The 15655-nt window shown below is 34.1% G+C and carries 10 protein-coding genes and 8 tRNA genes; all 18 read left to right on the top strand.

Features of this window, described 5'->3' with window-relative positions; translation table 11 throughout:
• The first annotated feature begins 156 nt into the window (after positions 1-156).
• The 18 genes from DWZ69_RS10695 (at position 157) to DWZ69_RS10610 (ending at position 15338) form a co-directional block, all read left to right on the top strand.
• A complete protein-coding gene (locus DWZ69_RS10695) occupies positions 157-1404 on the top strand; it encodes a GH25 family lysozyme (RefSeq protein ID WP_118437021.1) in 1248 nt (415 codons plus the stop codon).
• A 220-nt stretch (positions 1405-1624) separates the two neighbouring features.
• Positions 1625-1698: transfer RNA gene (locus tag DWZ69_RS10690), tRNA-Arg, on the top strand.
• A 322-nt stretch (positions 1699-2020) separates the two neighbouring features.
• The gene (locus tag DWZ69_RS10685; RefSeq protein ID WP_118437019.1) at positions 2021-4729 is read left to right on the top strand and encodes an ABC transporter ATP-binding protein/permease; all 2709 of its coding nucleotides are present in this window, start codon (positions 2021-2023) and stop codon (positions 4727-4729) included.
• Positions 4730-5266: 537 nt separating this feature from the next.
• Positions 5267-5488: a hypothetical protein gene (locus DWZ69_RS10680; RefSeq protein ID WP_118437017.1), complete on the top strand. Its 222-nt coding sequence runs from the start codon at positions 5267-5269 to the stop codon at positions 5486-5488.
• A gap of 160 nt (positions 5489-5648) precedes the next feature.
• The gene (locus DWZ69_RS10675; protein ID WP_158573385.1) at positions 5649-5933 is read left to right on the top strand and encodes a rhodanese-like domain-containing protein; all 285 of its coding nucleotides are present in this window, start codon (positions 5649-5651) and stop codon (positions 5931-5933) included.
• 225 nt (positions 5934-6158) lie between these two features.
• Positions 6159-7331: a class I SAM-dependent RNA methyltransferase gene (locus DWZ69_RS10670; protein WP_118437013.1), complete on the top strand. Its 1173-nt coding sequence runs from the start codon at positions 6159-6161 to the stop codon at positions 7329-7331.
• Positions 7309-9033: a lectin like domain-containing protein gene (locus tag DWZ69_RS10665; RefSeq protein WP_118437011.1), complete on the top strand. Its 1725-nt coding sequence runs from the start codon at positions 7309-7311 to the stop codon at positions 9031-9033. The genes DWZ69_RS10670 and DWZ69_RS10665 overlap by 23 nt, the downstream gene beginning before the upstream one ends.
• A gap of 245 nt (positions 9034-9278) precedes the next feature.
• The gene (locus DWZ69_RS10660; RefSeq protein WP_118000320.1) at positions 9279-9872 is read left to right on the top strand and encodes an XTP/dITP diphosphatase; all 594 of its coding nucleotides are present in this window, start codon (positions 9279-9281) and stop codon (positions 9870-9872) included.
• Positions 9873-9876: 4 nt separating this feature from the next.
• Complete coding sequence (locus DWZ69_RS10655; RefSeq protein WP_118437010.1) at positions 9877-10359, top strand: metallophosphoesterase; 483 nt, start codon at positions 9877-9879, stop codon at positions 10357-10359.
• A gap of 121 nt (positions 10360-10480) precedes the next feature.
• Positions 10481-10555 (top strand) — tRNA-Pro (locus DWZ69_RS10650).
• Positions 10556-10561: 6 nt separating this feature from the next.
• A tRNA-Gly gene (locus tag DWZ69_RS10645) sits at positions 10562-10632 on the top strand.
• Between the two features lie 28 nt (positions 10633-10660).
• Positions 10661-10734, top strand: a tRNA-Arg gene (locus DWZ69_RS10640).
• Between the two features lie 28 nt (positions 10735-10762).
• Positions 10763-10836: transfer RNA gene (locus tag DWZ69_RS10635), tRNA-His, on the top strand.
• A gap of 8 nt (positions 10837-10844) precedes the next feature.
• Positions 10845-10916 (top strand) — tRNA-Gln (locus DWZ69_RS10630).
• A gap of 38 nt (positions 10917-10954) precedes the next feature.
• Positions 10955-11027, top strand: a tRNA-Lys gene (locus DWZ69_RS10625).
• A gap of 115 nt (positions 11028-11142) precedes the next feature.
• Positions 11143-11222: transfer RNA gene (locus tag DWZ69_RS10620), tRNA-Leu, on the top strand.
• Between the two features lie 128 nt (positions 11223-11350).
• The gene (locus DWZ69_RS10615; RefSeq protein ID WP_118000316.1) at positions 11351-12994 is read left to right on the top strand and encodes an NAD(P)/FAD-dependent oxidoreductase; all 1644 of its coding nucleotides are present in this window, start codon (positions 11351-11353) and stop codon (positions 12992-12994) included.
• Positions 12995-13070: 76 nt separating this feature from the next.
• Positions 13071-15338, top strand: a complete 2268-nt coding sequence (locus tag DWZ69_RS10610) for a hypothetical protein (protein ID WP_118000314.1) — start codon at positions 13071-13073, stop codon at positions 15336-15338.
• Positions 15339-15655 lie beyond the last annotated feature (317 nt).

Here is a 15655-nt window from a genome sequence, read left to right as displayed (position 1 = left end):
TTCGATTCCGGTCACCGGCATAAGAGATATCACCTATGTGATATCTCTTTTTTGTGTAATAGGAAATTCTCTAAAATTTATTGTTACACAAAATCTACTATGGATGCGAGTTGTCGCCAATACACGTAAATTATTTTAATAAATTAGGAGAGAAAAATGAAAAATAAACTATTAAGAAGAATTGCAACGGCAGCCGGAGTGCTAACTATGACATGTTTAGTGTTTGGCACTTCAACAAAAGCTTATGGAAAACAATTAAAGACAAATGTTACAATTACTAAGCTTTCTACAACAACAAAGGGAACAAAACTTCAGTGGAAGTCTAAAAAGAAATATGACAGATATATTGTTTATAGAAGCGTAAATAATGGAACATTTAAAAACGTCGATTATACTTCTTCTTTAGAATACATAGATGATGATATAGAGACAGGAGAAAAATATACATATAAAATCAGACCATTAAAGTATAAAAAGCATAACAAAAAAGCTTATGGAAATTACTCGTATGTTTCAGCAGAAATAGTTGCAAAGCCTCTAGGGGTCAAGGACGTAAGTGTTGTGGATTTTAAAGACTACAAGTTTGTAACATGGGATTTAAATGATAGTGCGTCAAGTTATGTTTTATATAGAAAAAAGAGTGGTGGTAAGTGGAAGTACATAACGGAATTAGCAGATGACAACGGCTCCTATAAGGATTATGATGCTTCAAAGTCAAAAAAGTATCAGTATAGAATTGCTGTGGTAGAAAACATAAACGATACTATTTATAAAAGTGCTTATACAAAATCATCTTATACCGGTAATTTAAAAGGTATAGATGTTTCATATCATAATGGAACAATTAACTGGAAAAAAGTTAAAAAAGCTGGAATTTCTTTTGCTATGATTAGACTTGGTTATGGAACAAAAAAAGGTGGCATTGTTGATAAGCAGCTAGATTACAATTATAAGAATGCAAAGAAAAATGGAATCAAGATAGGTTTATACCTTTATAGTTATGCTGACAATAACAAGGAAGCAAAAAATGAAGCTAAGTTTACATATAAAATGCTAAAAAGTTATGGCGACATTGATTATCCAATCGCTTTTGACTTTGAAAATGGATATAGAAATAAACGAAAGTACAAGAAATCCAATACAAATATAATCAAAACATATTGCGATTATTTGGAAAATAGAGGCTATGATACCAGTGTGTATTCTTACATGGACTTTTTGAAATATTCAGTGTATTACAAAAAGATATCTGACTATGGAGTATGGCTTGCAAGATGGACACATAATACAAAGAATTTTTATGATGGTGGTATTCCAAATGTTCAAATGTGGCAGTATTCTGATAGAGGAACTGTAAGGGGTATTAATTCAAGAGTAGATTTGAATTGGAATATAATAAAATAGTGTTCATATTCTTTTGATATTATTTTTCATGTCAGATTAAATTATAGTTGATAAAGGTCCGTATATTTATTAAGTTTTAGTTTATGAAGGTTGAGTTAGGATTTTTCGAATTTTCATATATTTACCTATTTTGAACCTTTTCGTATTTTTATTGATTTTTGGTTGACAGAGAAAAGGATATGATGTAAAATAAGCAATGTCGCTAAAATGTGACTTGTGCGTACGTGTAGCTCAGTTGGATAGAGCGTCTGGCTACGGACCAGAAGGCCGAGGGTTCGAATCCTTTCACGTACATAAGAGAGACTCATGATTTGAGTCTCTTTTTTTGTTTAATAAGAAATTCTAAAGGAATTTCTTATTAAACAAAAACGTTCCACAAGGGAGGCGCACTGGTGCGAGAAGAAAATAGTTGTGGGAGGGCACGTACTTGGTGTGTGGAATGTCGCAAGCGACATTCTTTTTTATGTAATAAATACTTAAGTTATAAAATAAAAAACAAAAACTTTGTTGACGGAGGGGATAAAATGTGTTATAAACTATTTGTATTAATCAGAATAGTACAATTAATACACAGGTAATACAATAGAGGAAAAGAAAAAAATAAAGGGGAAGTATAATGCTAGAAACAAAAAATTTAAAGAAAGTATACAAAACAAAAAAAGGTGTTTCTGTTAATGCTTTAAATGGGGTATCTATTAAGTTCCCGGAGAAAGGACTTGTATTTCTTTTAGGAAAGTCAGGAAGTGGAAAATCTACACTTTTAAATTTATTAGGTGGCTTGGATAAGTACGATGAAGGAGAAATAATTATTAAAGGTGTTTCATCTAAAGACTTTAACCAAAGTCATTTCGATTCTTACAGAAATACATACGTTGGATTTATTTTTCAGGAATACAACGTTTTAGAAGAATTTACCGTTGGAGCAAACATTGCATTGGCAATTGAACTTCAGGGACGAAAAGCATCTGATGAAGAAATCAATTCAATTTTAACAAAGGTTGATTTAGAGGGGTACGGAGATAGAAAGCCAAACGAATTGTCAGGTGGACAGAAACAGAGAGTGGCTATAGCAAGAGCCTTGGTAAAGAATCCACAGATTATTATGGCAGATGAGCCTACAGGAGCTTTGGATTCTAAAACAGGAAAACAGGTTTTGGATACATTAAAGAAATTGTCAGAAGAGAAACTGGTAATTGTTGTATCACATGACAGAGAATTTGCTGAAACTTATGGTGATAGAATTATCGAATTGGCAGATGGAAATATCATTGAAGATATGGAAAAGTCGGTGAAGATTGTAGCAAAGCAACGTAAAATAAATGAAGATAATTTACAGTTTAACGACACAACAGTTGTTGTAAAAAAAGGCTATCATTTAACTGAAGATGACAGGATAAAAATTAACGAATATATTGATAGAGTTAATAGCAATTTAAACATTAAGGTTGCTAACGAAAATCAGGGCGGTAGCACAGGAGAGTTTGTAAAAACAGACGAAAGTAAAATTAAATATCAGGACAGAGAATTTAAGTTAATCAAATCTAAACTACCTTTGAAAAATGCATTTAAAATTGGTGCAAGTAGTTTAAAACACAAAAAGATTAGATTGACAATTACAATTTTACTGTCATTTGTGGCGTTTACATTGTTTGCTTTAGCTGATACTTTTGGAAATTATAACCATATAAAAACATGTACAAAATCAATTGTTGATTCAAAAATAAAATACGCTACTGTTTCTAAATCAATTAAAGTAGGCGATGGCACATACAGCTATTGGAACGAATACGGAAACTATTTATCAAAAGGTGATTTGAAAAAAATCAACAAAGAGACAGGTTTGAGTTTCACAGGGGTTATAACACCAAGTGAAGAATTGACTTTAGGTAACATCGACACAAATGTAAAATTAACTAAAAATGATTCATATTGTGCATATGCAAATTCAGTGTCAGGTTTTACTACTCTTGATAACAAGAAATTAAAAGAGTACAACTACAAAATGATTGCGGGAAAACTACCGGAAGGAAAGAACAACGACATTGCGTTAAGTGAATATGTTTTTGAAACTTTCAAAAAAGCTGGTTATGTAAATGGAAATAAGACAATAAAGATTAATGATTACAATGATTTAGTTGGAAAAGAAATTGCTATCGGAAAATCAAAATATAAAGTTGTGGGAATTTTTGATACACAGGTTGATTTAAATAGATACAAAGATTTGTCAGGGGATTTAAAAGGAAATTCATCTGCAGAAAATTTAGCATTGTATGCGTTAGGAAATGAACTTGGAAAAATTCAACAGTACAGTCTTTCATCTGTGGCAGTTGTAAGTAGCGAAAAGTTTGCTGAAATCAAAAACGATGTTCCTAATTTTGTTCAGATGATGAACTCATACTTAAATGTATTTGATGATAAGGCTTCAGTAGATGGTGAGTATATTGGAACAATTGACGACATAGATTTAAATGACGTTACATGGCTTGGCGGAAAGAAAGATAAGCTTGCAAACAACGAAATAATTGTTGATATTAAGAGCTTTACTTTTGATGAAAACCATGAGACAACTCTTAAAGAAAAATTAGAATACTTAAAAACACATACTTTTACTGTTTATACAGGAGATGATGAGGATACTAAGAATCTGGAAAAATGTAAGGTTGTTGGTGTTTTAGATTATAGCAAGGACGAAGATAAATACCAGGGCGTTTACATTGTTCCTGAGAATATATTTGGTTACAGCGAAGAGTGGACAAAAGGAAAAGGTGATTATGATTTTGCAGTAACAGCAATGCCTAAAAAAACTTCTGATATAGAAGATATTGTAAAATATTGCTACACAATTAGAGATGGTGTTAAATACCAGATGCAGAACTCGGTAACATACGAATTAGATACAGTTGATGAAATTTTAAAAGTAATGTCAAAGGTATTTTTCTATGTGGGACTTGGATTTGCGTTGTTTGCAATGATTATGCTTTCTAATTTTATTGCAACAAGTATTTCATACAAGAAGCAGGAAATTGGTATTTTAAGAGCCATTGGTGCAAGAAGTAATGATGTATTCAGAATTTTCTTTGCAGAAAGTTTTGTTATTGCAATGGTTAATTTTGTATTAGCATGTACAGCAACGGGAGTTGGAACAGCAATTTTAAACGGCTTATTTAGAAGCAGGGTAGGAATTTTAATTACTGTTTTGAATTTTGGTATAAGACAGATTGCACTATTATTCATTATTAGTATAGGTGTTGCAGTAGTTGCAAGTTTCATACCGGTTTACAGGATTGCATCAAAGAAACCAATCGAGGCAATTAGAAATAAGTAAACTGTAATTGAATACAGATAATTTAGAAAAATAATAAGGCAGATAAAAACGGTAGAGAAAAACGATAAACTTTAATTGGAGAACATTAATGGACCACACATATTATAGTCAAAGTTCAAGAGGCGAAATCTTTGGTGGAGGCATCCGCCGAAGACGACGCCGCAAGAAAAGAAGATTTTTAAAATTATTCATTATTTTAATGCTGATTGTAATATGAATTGCAGCATACAGAACAAGCGGTATTAGTCAGTTCATAAAGAAACAGGCTTCCAGGAAAATTAAGATTGCTGACATTGGAAATGCAGAACAAAAAGAAATGATAAAAATATGAAAAACTTAAAAACAAAAAAGTATGAAAAATAAAAATGAAGAAAACAACAAAAAGAAAAGTATGAAAAACCGAAAGTGCTAACTAAAAGGAAAAAAGGAAAAAATAATGGGGGAAAACAGTTTTGCAATTATAGCATGAATAAAAAAGAAATATGCAACCATAATATCTAATGCAAAATGTATTAAACATTTTTTTAGGAGGTTATTATGGCAAAGAAATATTCAAGTTCAAAGAATGCGTATGATTGTAATGATTCTGTAAATGAAGCTGATACAAACAAAGCTTCAAGTAGGAACTCAGCTAAAAATTCAAGCAAGAATTCTTATTCATCAGAATCATCAAAGAATGATTATGACGACAAGGCATCAACAGATAGTTACAATGATGAAGCATCAGATGATGCAAGTGATTGCAAGAACTGTAGATAACAAAAGAAAGCCTACAATCTTTAACAGGTTGTAGGTTTTCTTTTTACGTACTGGGAAATAAAGTACAACAGTAAATATAAAATGCCAAATGCCAAATGGTCAGGCAACTTTGTTGAATTTTGAAATATAATAGTTATATAAATTATTAGTGGATATGAACATGGGAAAATTCAATTATATATCATTAGAAGAAGCACGAACCAGAGCGATGGAAGAAAAATATATTGTCGCAGATTTGAGAAGTCCCCAGGAATTCTATTACTCACACGTTGACAATGCCATTAACGTTCCGAATCCAACAGTTGAAAAAATAGCACAGTACAATAAGAAAGATTACACATGGATTCTATATTGCAGAAGAGGTAGTCTAAGTTTCAAACTGGCAAGTGAATTATCAGATTTCGGATATAAGGTACTGGCTGTTGTGGGCGGTTACAAGGAGTAAAAGTAGAACTTGGGTTACTAAATATAGGCAGGATTAAGGAATGATACTATTGTGGTTCATGGGAATAATGTTCCTGCATTGTTGCGGAATGTTATTGTGGCTGTAAGAGAATGTCACTTCGGCTGTTAAAGTTGACAGCGCAAACTATTGTTATTATTATTGAAGAAGTAGCGAAAAAAAAAGTTAATAGGCAATTAAAAAAATACAACAAAGATAGGAAGATAAATGGATAATTTAACATTAGTAGCACCATGTCATTTTGGTGTTGAATCAGTATTAAAAAGAGAAATTTTAGATTTAGGATATGAAATAATCAAGGTTGAAGATGGCAGAATCACATACAAAGGTGACAGCCTTGCAGTTTGCAGATCAAACGTTTTTTTGCGGACGGCAGAACGTGTTTTAATTCAAATTGGAAGAGTTAAGGCAACAAGTTATGATCAACTGTTTGAGGAAGTAAAAAAACTTAATTGGTCAGATTTTATTCCAGCAGACGGAAAGTTCTGGGTTAAGAAAGCAAGTACTGTAAAGAGCAAACTTTTTAGCCCTTCAGACATACAGAGAATTGTGAAGAAGGCAATTGTTGAAAGTCTGAAAATAGACTATAAAGTAAATTGGTTTGACGAAGATGGAAGTGAGTACCCAATTAGAGTATTCTTTTACAAGGATGAGGCAATTATCGCCCTTGACAGTACAGGTGAGTCGTTGCACAAGCGAGGTTATAGAAAGTACACAGCTAAGGCACCTATTTCAGAGACATTAGCAGCAGCTCTTATTATGCTTACTCCATGGCACAAGGATAGAATTTTAGTTGATCCTTTTTGTGGATGTGGAACATTTCCAATTGAGGCAGCCATGATTGCAGCTAACATTGCCCCTGGAATGAATAGGGAATTTACAGCAGAAGAATGGACAAATATTATAGACAAAAAAGACTGGTATCAGGCAATTAATGAGGCAAATGATTTAATTGACGATGATATACAGGTAGACATTCAGGGGTACGATATTGATAAGGAAATGGTGGAATATTCACGTAAAAATGCAGAAAATGCAGGTGTGGACCATTTAATTCATTTTCAGACAAGACCTGTGGAAAAATTAAGTCACAGCAAGAAATATGGATTTATAATTACAAACCCTCCTTACGGCGAAAGACTTGAGGAGAAGTCTGCTTTGAAACCACTTTACAGAACCATAGGGGAAAGATACAAGAGTTTGGACAGTTGGTCTGCGTTTATTATTACATCTTACGAGGATGCAGAAAAGGATATGGGAATAAAAGCAACTAAAAACCGTAAAATATATAATGGAATGTTGAAAACATATTTCTACCAGTTTATGGGACCAAAACCACCTAAAAAAGGAAAAGTGAATGAAAAGAAAGAAAATAATTAAATTAATTATTTGGGGAATTGGGCTGGTTTGTATTATCGGAATTGCTAATTTTATAATTACAAGCGGTACTGTTGAAAGAAATTCAGCAGATTATGAAAAAGCTAAAATAAAAAATTGGAATGCCGTAATGGCAAAAAGTTCCAACAAAAAAGTAATTAATTTACAGGTTGATAATAAAAAAATAGAATCGAAAGATTATACGCTTTATATGAGTGACAATATGAATCTGATGATTCCAATTAATATAATAATGGATGTTTTTGACTGTTCCCAAAATATTTATAATAACAAAAGGGTAATAGTTGAAAAAGGCAGAAATATTGCGGTTATGTACATTGGAAAAGACACAATAATTTTTAACGACAACCAGTACAAATTACAGGATAAAGTCGTAAGAAAAAATGGAACAGTTTACATACCTGCAAATATTTTTAAGGATTATTTTAATTATAAATATACATGGGACAGTCAGCTAAATAAGGCGTTTATGAATGACAGGGCAGTGAAGGATTCAAAGCTACCTGCAAGATATAGTTATATTGACAAAAAGAGAGCAGTGGAGGTTAAGGACCAGGGAAATTATGGAACATGTTGGGCTTTTGCAACTTTGACGGCTCTTGAAACATCACTTATGCCTGAAGAAAAATTGGATTTTTCTGAGAATAATTTGGTATACAATAATGACTTAGGAAATGACATTCAGGACGGGGGTGACTATATGATGGCAATGTCATATTTAATGGCATGGAAAGGCCCTGTTTTAGAAAAAGACGACAAATATGGAAATGAAACTTACAACAAGAATGCCAAAGTTGTAAAGCATGTTCAGGAGGCTCAAATTATTCCCGAAAAGGATTACGAACAGATAAAAGAAATGGTTTACAAATACGGCGGTGTTGAAACTTCAATGTACATGTCAATGAGTAATGCTGATATGTCGTCAGTTTATTATAACGAGACAGAACATGCCTATTGTTACAAGGGAAATAATAAGCCAAATCACGATGTTGTAATAATTGGCTGGGATGATAATTATTCAAAAGAATTGTTTAATGATACGTCAATAAAAGGTGACGGGGCTTTTATTTGCATGAACAGTTGGGGAGAAGATTTTGGCTATAAGGGAACTTTTTACGTTTCTTATTATGATGACCTTATTGGAAAAAATAACGTTTGTTACACAAAAGTAGAAGACACTGATAATTACAAGAGTATATATCAAAGCGATTTGTGTGGCTGGACGGGAACCATGGGCTTTCAAAATGAGCCTACAGTGTATTTTTCAAATGTTTTTAAGGCAAAGGCTGACGATAAAATTAAGTCGGTTGGTTTTTACGGCACAGATACTAATTTGAAATATGAAGTATTTGTATGCACAGACTACAAAAATAATGCTTCATTAAACGAGCGTAGTCATGTTGCAGCAAGGGGAAAATTGACAAATAAAGGCTTTTACACAATTGAGCTGGACAAAGAATATGCTGTGAAGAAAAATCAGAAATTTGCCATTATTATAAAAGTAACCAACAATAACAATGATAATGTATTTAAGTTGATACCGGTGGAAATGCAAACAAAATCAATGGAAGGGAAGGTAGACCTAACAGATGGGGAGGGCTATTTTAGCTCCAGTGGTGTTAATTGGCAGTCTGCCGAAAATCAGGGTTGTAATATATGTTTAAAAGCCTATGGGGCAAATTAACCGGGGATATTCCCCAAATATAAACCGCAAAACAGGCTGGAACACATTATGTACAAAACTGTTAGAATAAAGTAAAAAAACACGTGATATGAGCGATTTTGGACGAAATATTACGTGTTAAAAGCTTTAATATACATAATTGTTACATAGAAAGAAACAAAATGAACCTAGTTCCCTTTGTTTCTGACAAATGGCACTGATTTAAAGACGGTGGCAATACGTATAATACGAGAAAGGAACAAAGCATGAAAAAGATAATTTTTGCAACTACAAACGAAAATAAAGTTCGTGAAGTAAGAATGATGATGGATGGACTGGATGTAGAACTTTGCACAATGAAAGAAGCAGGAGTGGATGTTGACATTGTGGAAGACGGGACAACTTTTGAGGAAAATGCCATTATTAAGGCGAAAACGATAATGGAAATAACAGGAGAAATCGCAATTGCCGATGACTCAGGGTTAGAAGTAGATTATTTAGATGGGGCACCGGGAATTTATTCTGCAAGATTTTTAGGGGAAGATACCAGCTACGATATAAAAAATAACTATATTATCGAAAAATTAAAAGATGCAAAGGGAAAAGAGCGTAGTGCAAGATTTGTGTGTGCCATGGCTGTAGCTTTCCCAAATGGCGAAATTTCGACCTGTAAGGGCGTAATTGAAGGCTTGATTACATACGAGCAAAAAGGAACAAACGGATTCGGATATGATCCTATTGTTTATGTGCCTGAATTTGAGATGACAACAGGCGAAATGACTCCTGAATTAAAAAACAGTATTAGTCATAGGGGAAAAGCATTAGAACAAATGAAAGAAATTTTGAAAGGAAAACTTTAAGATTATGAAAAAGGTAATAATTATTAGCGACTCACATGGAAATTTAGATAATGTTAGAAAAATTGTTGAAAAAGAGAAAAATTATGATATGGTAATTCATCTTGGGGATTTAATTGGACAGGATGATTTACTAAAAGAAATTTGCAAATGTGAAATAAAATGTGTAAGAGGAAATTGTGATTTAATGTCAGAAAATCCACTTTTTGATATTGTAGAAGTTGAAAAAAATAAAATTTTTATAACTCATGGGCATTGTTTTGGTGTAAATTTTGGCGTGGAAAAATTATGTTACGCAGCAGAAGAAGAGGGCTGCAAAATTGCAATGTATGGTCACACTCATTATCCGGAAAATTCTGTCTATGGTGGCATAATCGTAGTAAATCCAGGCAGTGTGAGCCAACCAAGACAATTAAATCACAAGCCAACTTATGGAATTTTGACGGTAGATGACAGTGGAAAATTGGACGTTAGAATCCAGTATGTTTAGCCGTAGAAATCAGGTTAAAAAATTTTTTAAAAAAAATTAAAAAAAACGCTTGACTTTATTTGGCACTTACCCTATAATTACTCTTGCGTTGTGAAACACAAGGCAACACAAAAACACAGAACGGGGTGTGGCTCAGCTTGGCTAGAGCGCCTGATTTGGGATCAGGAGGTCGCAGGTTCGAATCCTGTCACCCCGATGTTTTGCGGGTGTAGTTCAGTGGTAGAACACCAGCCTTCCAAGCTGGATATGTGGGTTCGATTCCCATCACCCGCTTCTATATAGCAATAGTTATATGGGGTATGTGTCCATAGCTCAGCTGGATAGAGCAACGGCCTTCTAAGCCGTGGGTCGGGGGTTCGAATCCCTTTGGGCACACTTCTGGATTAAACCAGAGCATGGCATGGTGGCTATAGCGCAGTTGGTTAGCGCGCCAGATTGTGGCTCTGGAGACCGAGGGTTCGAATCCCTCTAGCCACCTTACACAATGGGCTATCGCCAAGCGGTAAGGCACAGGACTTTGACTCCTGCACTCGCTGGTTCGAATCCAGCTAGCCCAGTTAGATGGGTTAGACTCATTAAGAAAAATAATTAATACGGGCCACTAGCTCAGATGGTAGAGCACTTGACTTTTAATCAAGTTGTCTGGGGTTCGATTCCCCAGTGGCTCACTAGGGTGCAAGTTTTACTTGCACCTTTTGATTTTAACAGGGTATGCAAATACCAGCGCATAAGCTACTGTGAAGCAATTAAGGTTCATGTACTAATGTGCACAAGTTAATATCCGCGGGTGTGGCGGAATTGGCAGACGCGCTAGATTTAGGTTCTAGTGGGAGACCGTGCAGGTTCAAGTCCTGTCACCCGCAGTTTAAGAAAGTCGAATCTCTTGTTGAGGTTCGACTTTTTCTTTTGCTAGTAAATAAATACGAAATATGATAAAATTATAGAGTTGTGTGCAAACAATGACAAAGTGAAGAAAAGACTGGAGAGTAAAATGAAAAAAGTAATTATTATTGGTGCAGGCCCGGCAGGACTTACAGCAGGATACGAACTATTAAAACAAAAAGGATATGAAGTTACTATTCTGGAGGAAACGGACAGAATAGGGGGAATTTCACAGACTGTAAAATATAAAGGAAACAGAATGGACATTGGTGGCCATAGATTTTTCTCCAAAGATGACAGAGTAAATAATTGGTGGAACAATATAATGCCAATACAGGGGAAACCATCATACGACGATAAGGTTTTAGGAAGAGAAAAAAGCTACGCTACAAACGGACCTGATCCTGAAAAAGAAGATGTGGTAATGCTTGTAAGAAACAGAGTTTCAAGAATTTATTACGCAAAGCATTTCTTTGATTATCCGGTCTCTCTTAAATGGGCGACAATTAAGAACATGGGCTTTGCTACAACTATGAAGGCTGGCTTTAGTTATTTACATTCCGTTTTCAGAAAACTGCCTGAAGATAATTTGGAAAATTTCTATATAAACAGATTTGGACGAGTTTTGTATTCTATGTTTTTTGAAGGCTATACAGAGAAACTTTGGGGCCGACACCCTAGGGAAATCTCGGCAGATTGGGGAGCGCAAAGAGTAAAAGGACTTTCAATATCTGCTGTTTTAAAAGATGTATTCAGCAAGATTATGCCAAGTGGAAAAAACAAAAAAGTAGAAACTTCATTAATTGAAGAATACATATATCCTAAATATGGACCAGGCCAGTTGTGGGAAATGGTTGCCAAAGAAATAGAAGAAATGGGCGGTACCATTGTTTTTAACAGCAAGGTTACAACAATTAATACGGAAGATGGTGGTAAAACTGATAACAAAGGAGCGCATAATAAGGAAAGTAGCGGAGTACATAATCAGGAAAACAGAGAAGTGCATAATCCGGAAAATAATATAGTAAAAAGTGTTTGTTGCATAGAAAACGGACAGACAGTGGAATATGAAGGAAATATTTTTATTTCTTCAATGCCCGTTAATGACTTGGTGGCAGGCATAAAGGGCAGTGAAATACCGCAGGTAGTTGAAGAGTCAGCAAAAGATTTACCTTTCAGGGATTTTGTCACAGTTGGCTTGCTTTTAGACAAATTAAATTTGAAAAACGAAACTAAATTAAAAACTTTAAATAATATTGTGCCTGATTGCTGGATTTATGTTCAGGATACAGGAGTTAAGCTGGGAAGAATTCAGGTGTTTAACAACTGGTCGCCTTACATGGTTCAGGAGCCGGACAAATATGTTTGGATAGGACTGGAATATTTTTGCAGGGAAGGCGATGAATTCTGGAATATGAGTGATAAGGAATGTATTGATTTTGCAATTAATGAGCTGGTCAAAATGGACGTGATTAAGACAGCGGATGTGCTTGATGCTCATAGAGAAAAAATCAAGAAAGCCTATCCGGCATACTTTGATGGCTATGCAAATATGAATGAAATTATTGATTACCTTAATACTTTTGACAATTTGTATTGCGTGGGTCGAAACGGTCAGCACAGATATAACAATATGGATCATTCAATGGTTACATCTTTTGAAACTGTAAAAAATATTGTGAATAATATTAAAGACAAAAGCAATATTTGGAATGTGAATACAGACAAAGAATATCACGAAACAAAAGAATAAACATTAGCAATAGAATGACAATGGGTAGGAAATCCAAACAAAAGTAAAATTGTTACAGAAACAATAAGGAGCAAAAATGCAATATTTAATGTTCTTAATAGGAATTGTCTTGGGGGTTCTTATTATCAAAATTTTCAACAGAAAAATAGAGAAATCAATTAAACTAAAAAAATATAACAGATATATGTTCTGGGTTGTGCAGGCATTGCTTGCAGCAGTGGTATTGGAAATTTTTACTTTTAATTTCACAAGCTATGAGAAAAACAATAATCCAAAGTTTGCTGTAATGTTTGATACTAATACACTTGGAAACACCGTAACTTCAGACAGCAATGAAATAGTAGAAAAGAATAAGGCGAAAAACGGAAACGTGGAAGTAAGCAAGGAAGGGGAAACACGTTTGTATTCTGTTATTGTGTATGCCGACTGTGCGATTAAAGATTTGGACCTATCTATGGATGGGACAGAGAAAACTGCTGACTGTAAGGTCTATTATAAGGACGAGGCGAACACTGTAGAATACGCGAAAGCCGACTGCAATGTAACACTTGTAAATGGACTTGCATCTACAGGACATATAAAAACTCATTTTGCAGGGAAAACAGATTCTGTAAAACTAACCTTAGAGGTTCCGGTAGAATCTTCTATAAGTAAAATATATGTGAAAGTAAATTATAGTAAGGCTTTCAAATTTAATGCTATTAGAACTATAGTTATGATGATTTTTATTATGCTTTTTACCCTTATAAGATTCACAGGAAGCGTTGAGTTTGTAAATAAAACAAAAAATATACATTATAATAGGAAGATACTCGTTACAATAATGATTCTTCAGGTTGGATTTGTGGTTCTGCTAGCGGGCATGACTAATGCTTGTTTTGATTATGCAGGACGGCTAACCGGATTTGATTTTAGCACCGATATGGACGCTTATCAGGAATTAACAGTGGCGCTGGCAAATGGAAAAGTAGACATAAATGGTGTTAGTAGTAGTGGAACCTATTTTGTGCAAAGTCAGATTGAACAACTTAACAAGTTAAAGAACCCATACGAATGGAAGCAAAGAAGCAATATTAAATACAAGTGGGACAGAGCTTTTTACAAAGGAAAATATTATTGCTACTTTGGTGTTGTGCCTGTGCTGTTTGTATATCTTCCTATTTATATGGTAACGGGCGCACTGATTAGCACGAAAATATATGTATTAATGATGTGCGTTATTTGCATGTTTCTTATGTGCAATCTAATAATGACGATAGTCAACCGTTGGAAAAAGCCTGTTAATGTGTGGGTAATCGCAAGTTTGGTTGTGTGCTTCATTAGCAGCTCCTTCCTATTATATAGTATTAACGGAAGCAAGTTCTATGAGGCGGCATCAATATCTGCACTTGCCTCGGCTTTGATGGGGATTGATTGCATACTTAATGCCTTTACCGAAAAAGGAATAAAAAAGAAAAGGCTTCTGCTTGGAGCGACTTTTATGGCACTGGCAGTAGGCTGCAGACCAAACTTTGTGTTGGCGTCAATTATTATTTTGCCGATAGTTCTAAATGGACTGGCAACAAACGGTGGATATAATAGAATAAATAAAGTTGGAAAGACAAGTGGAAATGAACAAAAAAAATGCAATTATTTTAAGGCAATATTTTCCAGAAAAAATATAAAAGAGATAATAACATTTGCCTTGCCATATTTGGTGATTGGAATTGCTCTAATGTATTACAATTATATTCGTTTCGGAAGTATTACAGAGTTTGGAGCAAAGTATCAATTAACTGTGTACGATACAAGTTACTACCATATAACGGATATTGGAAAACTTCCTGTGGCAATAAGCAAAGGCTTGTTAATGCCACCAAGCGTAAGTTCGGTTTTTCCATACTTAAATCCGACAATGACAGGTAGTAATTACATGGGCTTCTTCTACAGCATGGCTTGTATGGGAATATTTGCTTATCCTATTATGTGGCTGCTTGCTCTGATTCCGTGGACCGGCAGAAGAATCGTAAAAGAAACAGGAAACAGAGGCTTCGTAATGACAACTTTGGTAGTTGCTTTCGCAATGTGTTATATAACAACCACAATGGGTGGAACGTCACTTCGATATTCTATTGATTATGCCTGGATGTTCTTTCTTCCTATTATATATGTGGTTCTTATCATGTATTCCAAGGCGAGAGAAAAAGGCATTGAAAGATATGTAACAAAAATAATGATTGGTCTTGCCATAGCATCTTTTGCAATAACAGCCATGGTTGCAATCTCTCCGGAATGGAGCGATATAAAATATGATTCGCCAGTACTGTTTTATTATATTAAACAGATGCTGGTATTTTGGAAATAACTCTAGAGAACAATAGAATAGTATATTAAGCTTAAATAGCCTGCGTATCTAATAGTAATAGATGCGCAGGCTTTTTTCGTTAAAACAAAATGAAAAAATAGACAAGAAAAGACAAAAAAATATCTAAAAAATATACAAAAGAACGAAAAACGTTTCCCCAAAAATAAAAAATAATAAAAAATAATAAAAAACATTTTTTTTGCAACGTTTTTTCAATGCCAAAATTGTAAGATGTGACAAAAAAGTGAACGGTATATGTTCTTTTATTGAAAAAAATTGACGAATCCGATAAAATAAAAGTAAAACAAAGTGGATAA

This window comes from Eubacterium sp. AF34-35BH (assembly GCF_003477765.1).
Taxonomy (GTDB): Bacteria; Bacillota; Clostridia; order Lachnospirales; family Lachnospiraceae; genus Eubacterium_G.
Note: the sequence above shows the minus strand (reverse complement) of the source record. Positions and strands in the feature narration are given on the sequence as shown.

Coding starts and splice junctions, on each gene's coding strand:
- DWZ69_RS10615 (WP_118000316.1), top strand. CDS start 11,351: ATGAAAAAAGTAATTATTATTGGTGCAGGCCCGGCAGGACTTACAGCA.
- DWZ69_RS10685 (WP_118437019.1), top strand. CDS start 2,021: ATGCTAGAAACAAAAAATTTAAAGAAAGTATACAAAACAAAAAAAGGT.
- DWZ69_RS10655 (WP_118437010.1), top strand. CDS start 9,877: ATGAAAAAGGTAATAATTATTAGCGACTCACATGGAAATTTAGATAAT.
- DWZ69_RS10675 (WP_158573385.1), top strand. CDS start 5,649: ATGGGAAAATTCAATTATATATCATTAGAAGAAGCACGAACCAGAGCG.
- DWZ69_RS10665 (WP_118437011.1), top strand. CDS start 7,309: ATGAAAAGAAAGAAAATAATTAAATTAATTATTTGGGGAATTGGGCTG.
- DWZ69_RS10660 (WP_118000320.1), top strand. CDS start 9,279: ATGAAAAAGATAATTTTTGCAACTACAAACGAAAATAAAGTTCGTGAA.
- DWZ69_RS10610 (WP_118000314.1), top strand. CDS start 13,071: ATGCAATATTTAATGTTCTTAATAGGAATTGTCTTGGGGGTTCTTATT.
- DWZ69_RS10695 (WP_118437021.1), top strand. CDS start 157: ATGAAAAATAAACTATTAAGAAGAATTGCAACGGCAGCCGGAGTGCTA.
- DWZ69_RS10670 (WP_118437013.1), top strand. CDS start 6,159: ATGGATAATTTAACATTAGTAGCACCATGTCATTTTGGTGTTGAATCA.
- DWZ69_RS10680 (WP_118437017.1), top strand. CDS start 5,267: ATGGCAAAGAAATATTCAAGTTCAAAGAATGCGTATGATTGTAATGAT.